The following is a 15,416-nucleotide window of genomic DNA, read 5'->3' on the forward strand; positions in this document are numbered from 1 at the left end:
GCGTGTTCGCGCCCTTCATCCTCGCGCTGCGCGCGGCGGGCGTGCCGGCCTCCATCATGGAGTACCTGGCCCTGCTGCGCGCGATGAAGGAGGGCGTGGCGGATTTCAGCGTCGATGACTTCTACCATCTGTGCCGCGCGGCGCTGGTGAAGGACGAACGGCACCTCGACCGTTTCGACCGCGTGTTCGGGGAGATCTTCAAGGGGCTGGAATCGCCACAGGGCGAAGCGCCGCGCAGCCTGCCCGAGGAATGGCTGCGCAAGATCGCCGAGAAGACCCTGACACCCGAGGAGATGGCGGCGATCGAGGCCATGGGCGGCTTCGACGCGCTGATGGAGACGCTGAAGAAGCGGCTCGAGGAACAGAAGGGCCGGCACCAGGGCGGATCGAAATGGATCGGCACGGCCGGCACCTCGCCGTTCGGCGCCCATGGCTACAATCCGGAAGGCGTGCGCATCGGGCAGGACAAGTCGCGCCACCGTCGCGCGGTGAAGGTCTGGGACGAACGCAACTTCAAGGACCTGGACGAGGACGAGGCGCTGTCCTCGCGCAACATGAAGGTGGCGCTGCGCCGCCTGCGCCGCTTCGCGCGCACGGGGGCGGCGACCGAGCTCGACCTGCCCGGCACCATCGGCGCCACGGCGCGCAATGGCGGGTCGCTCGACCTGCACATGGTCCCGGAGCGGCACAACGCCGTGAAGGTGCTGCTGCTGATGGATATCGGCGGGTCGATGGATGACCACATCCGCATCTGCCAGGAGCTGTTCACCGCCGCGCGGTCCGAGTTCAAGCACCTGGAATTCTGGTACTTCCACAATTGCCCCTACGAGCGCGTGTGGCGCACCAACCGACGCCGGCGCGAGACCGAGCGGCCGATGATGGAAGTGCTGCGCACCTACGGCCCCGACTGGCGCCTGGTGTTCGTCGGCGACGCCACCATGAGCCCCTATGAGATCATCCAGCCCGGCGGGTCCGTGGAGCACTGGAACGAGGAAGCCGGCCAGGTCTGGATGGCGCGCCTCACGCGGCACTTCCGCAAGGCCGCCTGGCTGAACCCGGTGGACCAGTCCCACTGGCGCTATACGCAATCCATCGGCGTGATGGAGCGGCTGATGGAAAACCGCATGTACCCGCTGACGCTGGCGGGGTTGGAATCGATGGCGCGCCAGCTCGCGCGCTGAACCATGTCCGCTTGCGCGATCCAGGCCGCCGGCCATCGCGCTGAATGAGGGAACGACCATGTCCGCTGCCACCCGCATCCCCCGCGGCCGCCAGTTCTTCGCCAATCCCGGGCCGACCAACATTCCGGACTCCATCATGAAGGCGGTGGCGCATGTCTCCGTCGACTTCAACGATCCCGCCTTCCTCAAGGTCTATGACGATGCCGTCGCCGGCGTGAAGCGCATCCTGCGCACGCAGCATGACGTGTTCCTCTACACGGGCTCGGGCCATGCGGCGTGGGAAGCGGCGCTGGTGAACCTGTTCTCCACCGGCGACGAATTGCTGGTGATCGAGACCGGCTATTTCTCGGAATCCTGGGCGAAGATGGCGCAGGATTTCGGCCTGGTGATCCGCACGCTGCCGGCCGACTGGCGCCGTGGTGCGGATTTCGCCGCACTGCGCGCGATGCTCGCCGCCGACAGCGCGCACGCCATCAAGGCGATCTGCGCCGTGCAGAACGAGACGGCGACAGGCATGGAACTGCCGCTGACGGAGGTGCGCGCCGCGCTGCAGGCCACGAACCATCCGGCGCTGCTGCTGGTCGACACCATCTCCTCGCTGGGGTCGATGGAATTCCGCATGGACGACTGGGGCGTCGATGTCGCGGTGGGCGGCAGCCAAAAGGGGCTGATGCTGCCCACCGGCATGTCCTTTACCGGTGCCTCGCCGCGCGCCATGGCGGCGCATGCGGCCTCCAGCCTGCCGAAGTCGTACCTCAACTGGTCGAACATGCTGACGCGCCGGCACAAGTCGTTCATCGGCACGGTGCCGACCTCGCTGTTCTACGGGCTGCAGGAATCGATCCGCCTGATCGAGGAGGAAGGCCTCGATGAGGTCTGCGCGCGACACGCGCGGCTGGCCGAGGCGGTGCGCCGCTGCGTGCGGCACTGGTCGGGCAATGACGGGCCGCAGCTCTTTTGCCTGTCGCCCGACCGCGTCTCCAACTCCGTCACCGCGGTGATGATGCCCGAGGGCCATGACGCGGACGCCGTGCGCCGCATCGCGCTGCAGATGTTCAACGTGTCGCTCGGTGGCGGGCTCGGGAAGCTGGGCGGCAAGGTGTTCCGCATCGGGCATCTGGGCGATCTGAACGAACCCATGATCCTCGGTACGCTCGCCACCGTGGAGGCCGCGCTGCGCGTCGCCGGCGTGCCGCATGCGCCAGGCGGCGTGAGCGCCGCGATCGAATACCTGGCGGACGCCGCGCGGCCGGCATAGGCGCCCATGGGCATCGAGATCGAACGCCGCTTCCTGGTCGCCGGCGATGACTGGCGCGGCCAGGCGCTGGGCCGGCAGCGGCTGGTGCAGGGCTACCTGGCGCGCGAGGACGGCGTGGTGGTGCGCGTCCGCCTGGCCGATGCGGGCGCCCGGCTGACCATCAAGGGCCCGGGCGGCCTGTCGCGCGCGGAATACGAATACGAGATCCCGCGCGACGACGCCCAGACGATGCTGGAGACCCTGTGCCGCGGCCGCGCCCTGGCCAAGACCCGTCACACCGTCCCGCATGGCGCCCTGCGCTGGGAGGTCGATGTCTTCGAGGGCGTGCTGGCCGGGCTGGTGATCGCCGAGGTCGAACTGCCCGCGCCCGACCATCCCGTGGCGTTGCCGCCATGGGTCGGCGCCGAGATCACCGGCGACGGGCGCTACGCCAATGCCGCGCTGGTGTCGGCCAGCGCGCCGCCGGAGGGGTGACGGCGCGCGCGACCACCCCTAGGCTTGCCCCCGTCCAAGCAAGACCCAGGGAAACGTCCGCATGAGTGCCACGACCCGCGCCGTCTATCGCCACGGCGACATGGCCCGCCTGTTCAACCCGGCCTCGATCGCCGTGATCGGCGCGAGCCCGCGCGCCGGGTCCTTCGCCGACCGCACCATCCAGGCGCTGAAGGACTATACGGGCCGGCTGTACCTGGTGAATTCGCGCTACGAGACGATCGGCGAGCGTGCCTGCTTCCCCTCGGTCGGCGCCATCCCCGAGAAGGTCGATTGCTGCATCGTGGTCGCCGCCAAGGACGCCATCGAGGAAATCGCGACCGACTGCGCGAGGGCCGGTGTGGGCGGCATCATGGTCTATGCCTCCGGCTTCGCCGAGACGGGGCGCGAGGCCGACATCGCGGCGCAGCAGCGCCTGGCGGCCCTGGGGCGCGAGGCCGGCATGCGCATCGTCGGCCCCAACTGCATCGGCATGCTGAATTTCGGCACCAAGGCGGGCGTGACCTTCATGATCCCGCCGCCGATGGAAGCGCCGCTCGGTCATGCGGTGGGCCTGGTCAGCCAGTCGGGCGCGCTCGGCTTCTCGCTCGCGCAGTCGGTGATGCGCGGCGTGTCGGTCAGCCACCTGCTGACCACCGGCAATTCCTCGGATGTCGATGTCGCGGATTGCGTGTCCTTCCTGGCGGATGATCCGGGCTGCCGCGCCATCGCCTGCGTGTTCGAAGGCATGCCCGATCCGCTGCGCTTCATCCAGGCGGCCGAGGTGGCGGACCGGGCAAACAAGCCGCTGGTGGTCTTCAAGCTCGGCACCGGGGAGGCCGGCGCGGCGGCGGCGATGTCGCATACCGGCTCGCTGGCGGGCGAGACCGCGGCCTACCTCGCGGCGTTCCACCGCGCCGGCGCGGTGGTGGTGAAGGATTTCGAGGCGCTGGTGGAAACCGCCGCCTTCCTCGCGAAGGCGCCCGCGCCCAGGGCCCGCGGCGTGGCGGTGGTGGCGGTCTCGGGCGGCGCCGCCATCATGTCGGCCGACAAGGCGGAGGCGCATGGCGTGCCGCTGCCGCAGCCCACGCCGCCCGTGCAGGCCATCCTGGAATCGCGCATCCCGGATTTCGGCTCGGCGCGCAATCCCTGCGACGTGACGGCACAGGTCGCCAACGACCCGGAAAGCCTGACCGTGTGCGCCGGCGCGATGCTGGGCGAGGAGCACTACGGCGCGCTGATCTACGCGCAGATCTACTCGACGGAATTGTCCGCCAAGCGCCCCGGCGAACTCGCCGCCATCGCCGAGAAGGCCGACAAGCCGATCTGCGTGGTCTGGACGACCGAATGGCTGGAAGGCTTCGGGTCGAAGGAAGCCGAGCAGAACCCGCGCATCGGCCTGTTCCGCTCGATGGACCGCTGCTTCGCCGCGCTGTCGCACTGGCATGACCGCGAGGCGCGCCGCGCCGCCGGCCCGCGCGTGCTTGCGCGCCTGTCGCGCCCGGAAGCGGCCGCCGAGGCCGCCGCACTCATCGCCGCATCGCAGGACCGCACGCTGACCGAACGCGAGGCCAAGGCCGTGCTCGCGGCCTATGGCGTGCCCGTGGTGCCCGAACGCCTGACCGGCAGCGAGGATGCCGCCGTGGCGGCGGCCGAGGCGCTCGGCTTCCCCGTCGCGATGAAGGTCGAGAGCCCCGACCTGCCGCACAAGACCGAAGCCGGCGTGATCCGCCTGAAGCTGAAGGATGCCGCCGAGGTGCGCGAGGCCTATCGCGCCGTCATGGCGAACGCCGTGCGCCACGCGCCTGGTGCGCGCATCAACGGCGTGCTGGTGCAGCCCATGGCGAAGCCTGGCGTCGAGGTGATGGTCGGCGGGCGCGTCGATCCGCTGATGGGTCCGCTGATCGTCGCAGGGCTCGGCGGCGTTCTGGTGGAGCTGATGCGCGATTCCGCGCTGGCACTGGCCCCGGTGACCAAGGCCGAGGCACGCGCCATGTTCGAGGGGCTGCGCGGGCGCGCCGCACTGGAGGGCTTCCGCGGCGCGCCGGCCGCCGATCTCGATGTACTGGCGGGGATCGTGGTCCGGCTGTCGGAGTTCATCGCCGACCAGCGCGGGCGCATCAGCGAACTCGACGTCAACCCGATCATCGTCGCTGGCAGCGACGCGGTGGCGGTGGATGCGCTGATCGTGAAGGCCTGACGCGCGGCGCGGCGGGCGTCACGCCCCGCCGCGCCGCAGCCTCAGGCCCATTCGGCCGTGGCGCGGTCGATCGCGCCGGTGCCGGCGGCGCCAACCAGCGGGCAGGCCAGCAGGATCGGCAGCGCCTGCGCGGCCAGGCGCAACCCGGCCTCGCTGTCGCTCGGGTAGTGCACGCCGAGCACCTCGCGGTTGCGCGCGATGCGTTCCGCGATCCGCCACAGCGGCGTGTTCTTCATGCGGTCCGCCACGCCCGGCAGGTCGCGCACCCGATCCGTGATGTCGCCGGCGATCGCGCCGTCGGTGGCCTCGGTGGCGCTGACCGGCGCGCGTGCGCCGCCGACACCCTCGCCCCAGGCCGGCCCGGGCATCACCTGGCCCAGCAGCAGCGCGAGCAGATAGGCCTCGGTGGCATGGCCGCTGGGGTAGGCGGCGTGGCCGGGCGGGTCGATCGGCGGCATCAGCGCCGGGAACAGGCGCGAGGGCCGCGGCCGCGCGTGCTGCATCTTGTGGTGCATCGCCAGGAACTGCCCGACGCGGATCGCGACATGCGCAAGCCGCGTGGTCCAGGGATGGGTCTGCCCGCGGAAGGTCAGCACGCCGCGGAAATAGCCCAGCACGTTGTCGCGCTGCTCCAGCGCCTCGGCCAGGACGCCGGCGCGGAATTCGGCGATCTCCTGCAACTCGGCCAGTTCCTGCTCGATCGGCGTCATCGCGGGCGGGGCCGGCGGCACGGGCACGATGGCCGGTGGCGGCGGGATGGCGATCGATGTCCAGACCGGCGTCGCGCCGCCCATCGTCTCCTGGGCGAATTGCGTCGTCGCGACCACGGCGAAATGAACGAAGGACCAGTCCTCCGGCCGGAAGGCGACCGGCGCATTGGCCAGCGTGCGACTGCGCAGGTCGGTGGCCAGGATCGCGAGATCCTGGGGCGGCCACCGGTTGGCGCGGAACCAGTCCTCGTTGGCTTCGAACGCCAGCGCGGGGCTCAGGCCGACGGGTCGCCCGCCCGAGGCCCGGCCACGTCCGCCGGCCGCCGCATTGTCCGCGTTGTCGGCATTGTCGGCGTTGTCCGCATTGTCTGCGTTGTCCGCATTGTCCGCCGGCCCGATACCGCCCATGCCCTCGCCTCCGTTCTGCGCGCAGCGCGCTAAGCTGGCAGACCCGCCGCGTGCAGGTCTGTGATGTAGCGCGCCCTGATGCGTTCGTCGCGGAACGGCATGCGCGTGCGCGCGTAGTCCGCGATGGAAAAGCCCGGCTCGACCGCGAGCAGCCGCGCGGCGATGTCGCGCGCCCGATCCGCCTCGCCGGCTGCCGCGAGCGCGGCCGCATAGACACGCAGCGTCGCGGTGAAGTTCGGCATCTCGGTGTAGGAGAGGTGATACCACTTGATCGCCTGCGCCATGTCGCCATGCGCGTAGTGCGCCAAGCCGAGCAGGTTGTAGTAGCTGAACAGGCTCTGGTCGAAGGGCGACAGCCGCAGCCCGTGCTCGGCATGGCGGATCGCATCGGCCGTCCGCCCGACATAGGACAGGGTGGCGGAGGACAGCAGCCAGGCCAACGCGCTGTTCGGGCAGGCCGACAGCGCGCGTTCGAAGAAGACCAGCGCGGTATCGTAGTCGTGGAACAGGAACGACCGCAGGTGCGCGTGCGTCGCCAGCGCGACGGCATTCTGGCGATCGAGCTCGATCGCGCGCGCCGACAGGTTCGCCGCCTGCTCCATGTCCGCGCGCGGATCCAGCGACCAGCCCTGCCCGACATTCAGGCTGTACCAGCGCGCGGCCCAGGCGGCCGGCAGCGCGAAGCCGGGGTCGTGCGCCATGGCGGTGGCGAACAGGCCGCGCGCCTCCGTGAAGCCGGCCCCGTCCAGTCGATGCAGCAGGCCGATGCCGCGCAGCGTCAGGTCATAGGCGGTGAAGCTCTCCGGCCGCTTGCGCAGCGCGCGCTGCAGTTCCGCGGCGCGGACATGCGGCGCGACGCCGGCGAGGATGCGTTCGACCAGGCGGTCCTGCAGGGCGAAGATCTCGCCGCCCTCGGTCTCGGCGCGATCGCCCCACAGGCTGGTGCCGGTCTGCGCATCGCACAATTCCACCTGCACGCGCACATGCCTGCCCGCGCGCCGCACGCTGCCGCTGACGACATAGCGCACGCCCAGCGCGCGGCTGACCTCCCGCGGGTCGATGTCGCGCCCCCTCCAGGCCAGTGTCGAGCTGCGCGACACCACCATCAGCTCGCGCAGGTTCGCCAGCGACACCACGATGTCGTCCACCACGCCATCGGCGAAGTAGTCGTCCTGCGGATCGCCGCCCAGGTTGCGCAGCGGCATCACCGCCAACGAGGGCAGCGGCGAGACGTCGGGCGGGCTGGGCAGGCGCGTCGGCGGCGTCTCGGGGTCGATGGCGAAGGCGCGCTCGGGCTGCGGCAGGTGCTTCAGCGTCAGCCAGCCGAGGTCGCGCACCGGCTGCGCCAGCGCGCCGGCCAGCCTGTCCTGCACCAGGGCCGACAGCAGCACGCCCCCCGCCGGCGCGTGTTCCTGCAAGCGCGCCGCGACATTCACGCCCTGCCCATAGATATCATGCGCGGTGGCGGTGATGTCCCCGGCATGGACCGCGATGCGCAGGGCCAGCGTCGGCGCCTCGGGCTCGGCCTTGTCCTCCTGCGACAGGCGCTGCTGCACCGCCAGCGCCCAGGCCACCGCACCCCGCGGCGCGTCGAATTCGGCCAGCACGCCATCGCCGGTGGACTTCACGATGCGCCCGCCGTGATCGGCGGCAAGGGGTCGCAGCACGCCGTCCAGCACCGCCATCCATCGGCGATGGGTGCGCGCCTCCTCGGTCGCCATCAGGATCGTGTAGCCGACCACGTCCGCGAAGGCGAAGGCGGCGAATCGGCGCGCGCCGGGCGCGTCCTCCGTCTCCAGCACTCGCGTCATGGGTTGGGCCGACATGGACCGACAGGTTCCAAAATTGTGCTGCGCCGCGATGACGGAGATTTCACGAAACGGGCCGGAAGTGCAAGGATGGCCACGTCCGCTGCACGGAGACCCTGACGATGGCGATCAAGGGCGAGAAGGAACGACCACCCCCGCCGGTGCGGCGCTGCTTCGTGTTCCGCGACGCGCCCTGGCTGCGGGAGGATGGCGAGCTCGCGAAGGCGTATGCCGATCCGGACCCCCTGCCGCTGTCGCGCCTGCTGGTGCGGCGGCTCGACCTCGATGGCGCGGATGCGCCGCCGGGCGAATTGCCGCTGCGTGTCACCCACCGCCCCCTGAACGACTGGCAGTTCGCCCTGCCGGAGGATCGCGAAGCCGCCGCCGAGCTGCCCGCGCGACGCCCGCGGCCGACCCACGCCGCGCTGGCCATCCGCTTCGCCTCGAAAGATGTGGCGCGCGCCTTCCGGGACCGCGCGAAGTCGGCGCTGGGCGGCTTCGACGACCCGGTCGCGGACCTGCGCCTGAACGCCGCGCTGCACTGGGGCACGGGGCGCGGCGAGGGCAGTTCCTTCGGCGACCTGGCCGATGCCCACCGCCTGATCCGCGCCGATGCGCTGGGCGCGGCCGGGCTCGATGGCGAAGGCGTGAAGGTCGTGATCATCGACCAGGGCGTGGATGCCAGCCGCCTGCCGCCAGGCAGCCGCTTCATGGGCGGCTGGTGGAAGCCCGGCCAGCCGGGCGCCGTGCCACCGGGCCAGGCGGCGAAGGACAACCGCCACGGCACGATGATCGCGCGCAACGTGCTGGCGCTGGCGCCGCGCGCCATGATCTTCGACTGCCCGCTGATCCCGCCGCGCATCCTGGGCAACATGCCGGCCTTCCTGTCGGATGCCTTCGGCGCCATCACGCGCATGGCGATCGATGTCGAGCTGCTCGGCCTGATCCGGCCCAAGGTGTTCCGCGGCCGCTGGGTCTTCGTGAATGCCTGGTCGATCTACGACGCGCGCGGCGAGGCGACGCCAGGGGAATACACCCGCAACCGCTACCATTGGGTGGCCTGTGCGGTGGATCACGCGGCAACGGTCGCCGATGTGGTCTTCGCCGCCGGCAATTGCGGCGCCTTCTACCCGGACGGGCGCTGCGCCGATGAGGTGATCGGGCCCGCCCGCAGCATCCTCGGCGCCAATTCGCTGGACAGCGTGCTGACGGTGGGCGCGGCGCGCACGGACGGCACCTGGGCGGGCTATTCGTCGCAGGGGCCGGGCCAGTTCCCGGCGTATCGCGGGCCGCCCCAGCAGAAGCCCGACCTGGCCGCGCCGAGCCACTTCCTGGTGCCGGACACCGCGCACCGCATCGCCACCGGGTCATCGGCCGCGAGCGGCGTGGCCGCCGGCGTGGTCGCAGCGCTGCGCACGCGCTGGAGCGACGCGGCCCTGCCCTCCGCCAAGCTGTTCGGCCGCCTGCGCGATGCCGCCTGGCAGCCCGATGGCAGCAGCGGCTGGAACAATCGCCACGGCCATGGCGTGCTGGATTGCGACGGCGTGCTGCAGGGCCTGGCCGGGGTGCCCGGATCGTGACCCGCGTCACGCCCGCCGCGCCGCCCGGCGTCGCAGTCTGTGCGCCATGGCGCCGTGGCGGCGCCGCGCCGGAGGCCCCCCATGCGCGCGATCCAGGACCCCGCCTTCCCGCATCTGGTGTGGTTGCGCCCGACCATGACTGAGCCCACGCGCACGCCCACGCTGGCCGACATCGCCTTCTTCCGCAACGCCGACCCGGCCGCGCTGGCGAAGCTTGCCGCCGCCGTGCGCTGGCGCACGGTGGAACCCGGCCAGGTGGTGGTGGACGAGGACGAGCCCTCGACCGACATCTTCTTCGTCACCACCGGCGCGGTGCGCGTGCAATTGCGCGCGGCATCGGGGCGCGAGGTGCTCCTCAACGAATTCGGCGCCGGCGAATTCTTCGGCGAATTGTCGGCGATCGACGGCGCGCCGCGCGCGGCCAATGTCACCGCCATCGCGCGGTCGCGGCTGTGCATCGTGCCGGCGCAGGCCTTCCTCGACTTCGTCTTCGCCACGCCGGCCGCCTGCCACGGTCTGCTGCGCACGCTGGCGGCGAAGCTGCGCCTGCAGACCGAACGCACGCTGGAGCGCGAGGCGCTGCCGGTGCGCCTGCGGCTGTTCTCGGAACTGCTGCGCCTGTCGCGCCCGCGCGCATCCGCGCCAGGCGAACGCGTGGTGTCGCCACCGCCGCCGCACCATGAACTCGCGGCGCGCATCGGTGCGCGGCGCGAAGTGGTCTCGCGCGAATTGTCGGAGATGACGCGCGAGGGCTGGCTGGCGCGCGACCGCCGCGCCATCCGCATCCTGCGCGTGGCGGAGATGCAGAAGCTGGTCTCGGCCGAGCTGCGCGCGCCCGCCGCCTGACCTGGACGCGCCCCGCCGCCTGCCGCAGCATCGCGGCAGGACGGAGGACTGCGATGACCAAGCCGCTGCTGCTGCTGTGGACCGACGGGGCCGAGCCCTATGCGCGCGCGATCGCCGAGGCAGGGCTGGCCGACCGCTTTCGCATCGAGACACTGCCGCGCGCCGCCACGCCCGATGATGCGTCGCTGGCCGAGACCGAGGCGATCCTCTCCTGGGGCCCGCCGGCCGGAATGCTCGCGCGCATGCCGAAGCTGCGCTTCGTGCAGGCGCTGACGGCGGGGGTCGAGCATTGGCTCGCGCGCGCCGACCTGCCGCCTGGCCTGGCGCTGTCCTGCGCGCGCGGGACGCATCGGGTGCAGATGCCGGAGAACATCCTCGGCGCGCTGTTCCACATCACCAAGCCCTATGCGGCGATCGCCGGCGACAATGCGGCGTCGCGCTGGACGCGACGCGTGTCCGCCACGCTGGCGGGGCAGACGCTGGGCATCCTGGGCCTGGGCGCGATCGGCGCGGAACTGGCGCGCAAGGCGGCGGCGCTGGAAATGCGCGTCATCGGCACCAAGCGCGGCGTCGCCGAGATCGCGCATGTGGCGAAGGTGGTGAGGCCGGAACGCACCGACGAGATCCTGGCCGAGAGCGACTTCGTGGTGCTGCTGCTGCCCGCCACGCCGGCGACCGAGAACTTCATCGATGCCGCGCGGCTGTCGCGCATGAAGAAGACCGCCTGGCTGCTGAATTTCGGCCGCGGCGCGCTGATCAACGATGCCGACCTGGTGGCTGCGGTGCGCGCGGGCACCATCGCCGGCGCCGTGCTGGACGTGTTCCGCACCGAACCCCTGCCCGCCGAGCACCCCTTCTGGGCGGAGGAGAAGATCATGGTCCTGCCCCATATCGGCGGGCTGCATCCGCAGCGCGATTCCATGGTGGCGGCGCTGCTGGTCGACAACCTGCGCCGCTTCGTGGACGGCGCGCCGCTGACGCAGCTGGTGGACCGGCAGGCAGGCTACTGATGGCCTACGCGCCCTTCGACCTGGCCGGCAAGGTCGCGCTGGTCACTGGCGGGAATTCCGGCATCGGCCTGGGCATTGCGGAGGCGTTGGCGCAGGCCGGCGCCGATGTCGCGATCTGGGGGACGAATGCGGCGAAGAACGCGCAGGCCGCGGCGGCGCTGACGGCGCATGGCGTGCGCGTGCATGCCGCGCTTTGCGACGTGGGGGACGAAGCCGCAGTGGATGCCGCCTTCGAAGCGACGCTGGCGGCGCTCGGGCGCGTCGATGCCTGCTTCGCCAATGCCGGCACCTATGGGCGCAAGGTGAAATTCACCGAGCTCGACAGCGCGGAATGGCATCGCGTGACGCGAGTGAACCTGGACGGCGCCTTCTACACGCTGCGCGCGGCGGCGCGGCACATGGCCGAACGCGGCGGCGGCGGGTCGCTGGTGGGCACGGCGTCGCTCGCGGCCATCGAGGGTGCCGCGCGCAACACGCAATATGCCGCGACCAAGGGCGCGATGGTCGCGATGATCCGCGCGCTGGCGGTCGAGATGGCGCGGCACGGTATCCGCGCCAACGCCGTGCTGCCGGGCTGGATCGAGACGCCGATGACCGCGCGCAGCGTGGGCGACGAGAAGTTCGCTGCCGCCGTGCTGCCGCGCATCCCGGCGCGGCGCTGGGGCAAGGGCGCGGATTTCGGCGGGCTCGCGGTCTACCTGGCTTCCGATGCGTCGGCCTACCACACGGGCGACGGCCTGGTGGTGGATGGCGGGTATTCACTGTTCTGAGGCAGATCCCGACCGGATCCACGCATCCGATCGGGAGTCGCGCTACGCGGTCGCCGGCAGCGCCCGCGCGCGCATCCAGTTCAGCGCGAGCACAGGCGCGGCGATGACCGCCCCCGCCGCCGTCATCACCACCGAGGGCGAGATCATCAGCAACGACGCCAGCACCAGCACGCCCTGCGACACCAGCCCCATATGCGTGAAGGCGTAACCCGTCATGCCGATGCCCAGCAGCAGCACGCCGATGGCGCAGGTGATGGTGGTGAACAGGAAGGCGCTGAGCGTGAAGTCATCCACCATGATCAGCATCACCGGCGCATAGGCGAAGACGAAGGGCACGGTCGCCTTCGCCATGCCGAGCCGGAACGCCGTGATTCCCGTGCGGAACGGGTTGGACCCCGCTATGCCGGCAGCGGCATAGGCGGCGACGCAGACCGGTGGCGTCAGGTCGGCGAGGATCCCGTAGTAAAGGATGAACAGGTGTGCGGCGAGCGGCGGCACGCCGAGCTGCTGCACGGCGGGCGCCGCGATCGCCGCCAGCACGATGTACAGCGCCGTGGTCGGGATGCCCGCACCCATCGCGATGCAGATCAGCGCGATGAAGACCAGCGTGATGAACAGCGTCAGCCCCTGCATCGAACCGATGCTGGCGGGCAGCATCTCGACGACGGGGCGGAAGAATTCCGCCGTCTGGACCGCCGCCTGCGTGACGATGAAGCTGACGCGGAAGCCCGCGCCGGTCAGCGTGACCACGCCCACCACGATGCCCACCGCCGCCGCCGCCGCACCGACCGCGAGCGCATAGCGCGCACCCATGTCGAAGGCGTCCCACAGGTCCTTCAGCGTAATACGGTTGCGCGGGTTCAGGAAGCCCACGACGATGCACGCGCTGATGCCCACGAAGGCCGCGAGGTAGGGCGTGTAGCCCTGCATGATGACATAGACCAACAGCACCAGCGGGATGACGGTCGGCCAGCCGTCGCGGATGGTCGGCCACAGGCGCGGGATCTCGTTCGGCTCCATGCCGCGCAGGCCGAGGCGCTTGGCTTCGAAATGCACCTGCACGAACACGCCCCAGAAATGCATCGCCGCCGGCACCGCGGCCGCGATCAGCAGCGTGGTCAGCGGGATTTCGAGGAATTCGATCATCACGAAGGCCGCCGCCCCCATGATGGGTGGCGTGATCTGCCCGCCCGCGCTGGCGGCGGCTTCCACCGCGCCGGCGAAATGCGGCTTGTAGCCGACGCGCTTCATCGCCGGGATGGTCAGCGACCCCGTGGTGACGGTGTTGGCGATGGACGACCCGCTGATCGACCCGAACATGGCGGAGGACACCACCGCCACCTTGGCCGGCCCGCCCGGATACTTCCCCGCGATGATCGACGCGATGTCGATGAAGAACTGCCCGAGCCCCATGCGCGTGGCCAGCACGCCGAACAGCACGAAATGGAAGACGAAGGTCGCGACCACCTTCACCGGAATGCCGAAGATGCCTTCCTGCGTGAGGTACACGTGGCTGAGGAAGGCCTCCCACGACGACCCGGGATGCGCCAGCACGCCCGACAGGTGGTTGCCGAACAGCCCGTACAGGATGAACACGATGACGATGGCGGGCAGCACCCAGCCCATGGCGCGGCGCGTGGTCTCCAGCACCAGCACGATCATGATCGTGCCCATGATCATGTCCGGCAGGTTCGGCATGCCGATGCGGAAGGTGAGCTCGTCGAACACCAGCGGCAGGTAGAAGCAGGATGCCGCGACAAGCGCCGCCAGCACCCAGTCCGTCACCGGCACGTTGCCGATGCGCGGGCCGAATTCGTGCTTGGTGGGGAACATGATGAAGATCAGGCCGAGCACCGCGGCCAGGTGGATCGACTTGTGCCAGTGCTCGGTCAGGATGCCGAAGCCGGCGGTGTAGTAATGGAAGGCCGACAGCGCCACCAGCATGGCCGAGACGAAGATCGCCGTCGGGCCATGCAGGTCGCGAAACGACACCTCGGTGTCGTACTTCTTCTCAAGCTCGGCGGCGGCGTCGAGGTCGAGCTTCGCAAGACCGGGCGCAGCGCCCGTGCCCTTGGGATCAGATGCGGACACGGGCCCTGCCTTCAGATGATCAGCGGAGGATGCCGGCTTCGCGGTAGAAGCGCTCTGCACCCGGGTGGAAGGGAACCACGCCGCGGCCGCTCAGCGCATTGGCGCGCACGATCTCGCGCCCCTTGGCATGGCCGCGGTCGAGCAGACCGCGCGTCGTGTCGGACCACAGCGCGCGGGTGATGTTGTAGACCAGGTCGTCCGGCAGGCTGTCGCGCACCACCAGCACGGCGCCGACGGTCAGCGTCGGCACGTCCTCGGTCAGGCCTTCATAGGCGGTGCGCGGAATGACGCCGCGACCGTAGAAGGGCGCGCGCTCGATCACGCGGGCGGCCTCGGCTTCCGGCACCGGCAGGAAGCGGCAGCCGGTGCGCGAGCAGAATTCGGTGAAGGCGGCCGCCGGGTAGCCAACCACGGTGATGGTGGCGTCCAGCCCGCGATCCTGCATGCGCTCGGTGCCCTGCGCCTGATTCAGGTATTCGGCGGTGAAGCCCTGCCCCGCCGTCAGGCCATAGGCCGACAGGATGAGTTCGGACCCGATGCGCGCACCGGACGCCTGCAGGCCGATCGCGATGCGCTTGCCGCGCAGGTCGCTGAAGGTCTGGATCGGGCTGTCGCGGCGCACCGCGGCGTGGATGTGCTCGGGGAACAGGTGGCCGACGAAGCGGATGCGGTTCTGCGCCGGCCGGCCCTGGAATAGGCCGGTCGCGGTATAGGCCCAGTGCGTCACGTCGGATTGCGCGAAGCCGGCCTCGGCATTGCCGGCCTGCACCATCGCGACGTTCTGCACGCTGCCCTGCGTGGCCTGCGCGACAGCGACCATGCCGGGGATGCCATCGGTCGCGCCGGCGGTGTTGCAGGGCGAACCCGGCGGGCAGGACAGCGCGTTCGCGATGATGCCGCCGATCGGGTAGTAGGTGCCGCCGGCGCTGCCGGTGCCGATGCGGAAAAATTGCGGCGCCTGCGCGAAGGCGGCGCCCGGCAGGGCGATGACGGCCGCGGTGGCGGCGGCAAGGATGTTTCGGCGGAACGTCATGGCGCGTCTCCCGATTCGTTGAACGGCGGGAGCCTACAGCGAAGCGTCGC

The 15,416-nt window shown here is 70.8% G+C and carries 12 protein-coding genes; 8 read left to right on the top strand and 4 right to left on the bottom strand.

Annotated elements, in window-relative coordinates; translation table 11 throughout:
* The first annotated feature begins 2 nt into the window (after window positions 1-2).
* The 4 genes from LQ222_RS09120 (at window position 3) to LQ222_RS09135 (ending at window position 5,110) form a co-directional block, all read left to right on the top strand.
* The gene (locus LQ222_RS09120; protein ID WP_230165937.1) at window positions 3-1,181 is read left to right on the top strand and encodes a VWA domain-containing protein; all 1,179 of its coding nucleotides are present in this window, start codon (window positions 3-5) and stop codon (window positions 1,179-1,181) included.
* A gap of 58 nt (window positions 1,182-1,239) precedes the next feature.
* Complete coding sequence (locus LQ222_RS09125) at window positions 1,240-2,439, top strand: alanine--glyoxylate aminotransferase family protein (RefSeq protein ID WP_230165938.1); 1,200 nt, start codon at window positions 1,240-1,242, stop codon at window positions 2,437-2,439.
* Window positions 2,440-2,445: 6 nt separating this feature from the next.
* Entirely contained in the window at window positions 2,446-2,913 is a 468-nt protein-coding gene (locus tag LQ222_RS09130; RefSeq protein ID WP_230165940.1) for a CYTH domain-containing protein, read from the top strand.
* Between the two features lie 61 nt (window positions 2,914-2,974).
* On the top strand, window positions 2,975-5,110 hold the full coding sequence (locus LQ222_RS09135) for an acetate--CoA ligase family protein (protein WP_230165942.1): 2,136 nt from the start codon (window positions 2,975-2,977) through the stop codon (window positions 5,108-5,110).
* A gap of 41 nt (window positions 5,111-5,151) precedes the next feature.
* On the opposite strand, the gene LQ222_RS09140 is transcribed toward LQ222_RS09135, so the two are convergent.
* A complete protein-coding gene (locus LQ222_RS09140; RefSeq protein ID WP_230165944.1) occupies window positions 5,152-6,228 on the bottom strand; it encodes a hypothetical protein in 1,077 nt (358 codons plus the stop codon).
* A 29-nt stretch (window positions 6,229-6,257) separates the two neighbouring features.
* A complete protein-coding gene (locus LQ222_RS09145) occupies window positions 6,258-8,054 on the bottom strand; it encodes an adenylate/guanylate cyclase domain-containing protein (protein ID WP_230165945.1) in 1,797 nt (598 codons plus the stop codon).
* 104 nt (window positions 8,055-8,158) lie between these two features.
* On the opposite strand from LQ222_RS09145, the gene LQ222_RS09150 reads away from it, so the two are divergent.
* The 4 genes from LQ222_RS09150 (at window position 8,159) to LQ222_RS09165 (ending at window position 12,242) form a co-directional block, all read left to right on the top strand.
* Entirely contained in the window at window positions 8,159-9,616 is a 1,458-nt protein-coding gene (locus tag LQ222_RS09150; RefSeq protein ID WP_230165946.1) for a S8/S53 family peptidase, read from the top strand.
* 81 nt (window positions 9,617-9,697) lie between these two features.
* Window positions 9,698-10,462: a Crp/Fnr family transcriptional regulator gene (locus LQ222_RS09155; protein WP_230165947.1), complete on the top strand. Its 765-nt coding sequence runs from the start codon at window positions 9,698-9,700 to the stop codon at window positions 10,460-10,462.
* Window positions 10,463-10,515: 53 nt separating this feature from the next.
* Complete coding sequence (locus LQ222_RS09160; protein ID WP_230165948.1) at window positions 10,516-11,472, top strand: D-2-hydroxyacid dehydrogenase; 957 nt, start codon at window positions 10,516-10,518, stop codon at window positions 11,470-11,472.
* Window positions 11,472-12,242 carry an SDR family NAD(P)-dependent oxidoreductase gene (locus tag LQ222_RS09165; RefSeq protein ID WP_230165949.1) on the top strand — a complete coding sequence of 257 codons (771 nt, stop codon included), beginning with the start codon at window positions 11,472-11,474 and terminating at the stop codon, window positions 12,240-12,242. Before LQ222_RS09160 ends, LQ222_RS09165 begins: the two co-directional genes overlap by 1 nt.
* Window positions 12,243-12,284: 42 nt before the next feature.
* Here LQ222_RS09165 and LQ222_RS09170 read toward each other — a convergent pair whose 3' ends face one another.
* Entirely contained in the window at window positions 12,285-14,333 is a 2,049-nt protein-coding gene (locus LQ222_RS09170) for a TRAP transporter permease (protein ID WP_230165950.1), read from the bottom strand.
* 19 nt (window positions 14,334-14,352) lie between these two features.
* Entirely contained in the window at window positions 14,353-15,366 is a 1,014-nt protein-coding gene (locus LQ222_RS09175) for a TAXI family TRAP transporter solute-binding subunit (RefSeq protein WP_230165951.1), read from the bottom strand.
* Window positions 15,367-15,416 lie beyond the last annotated feature (50 nt).

Origin of the sequence: Roseomonas sp. CECT 9278 (assembly GCF_918698155.1) — a bacterium.
Lineage (GTDB): Bacteria > Pseudomonadota > Alphaproteobacteria > Acetobacterales > Acetobacteraceae > Neoroseomonas.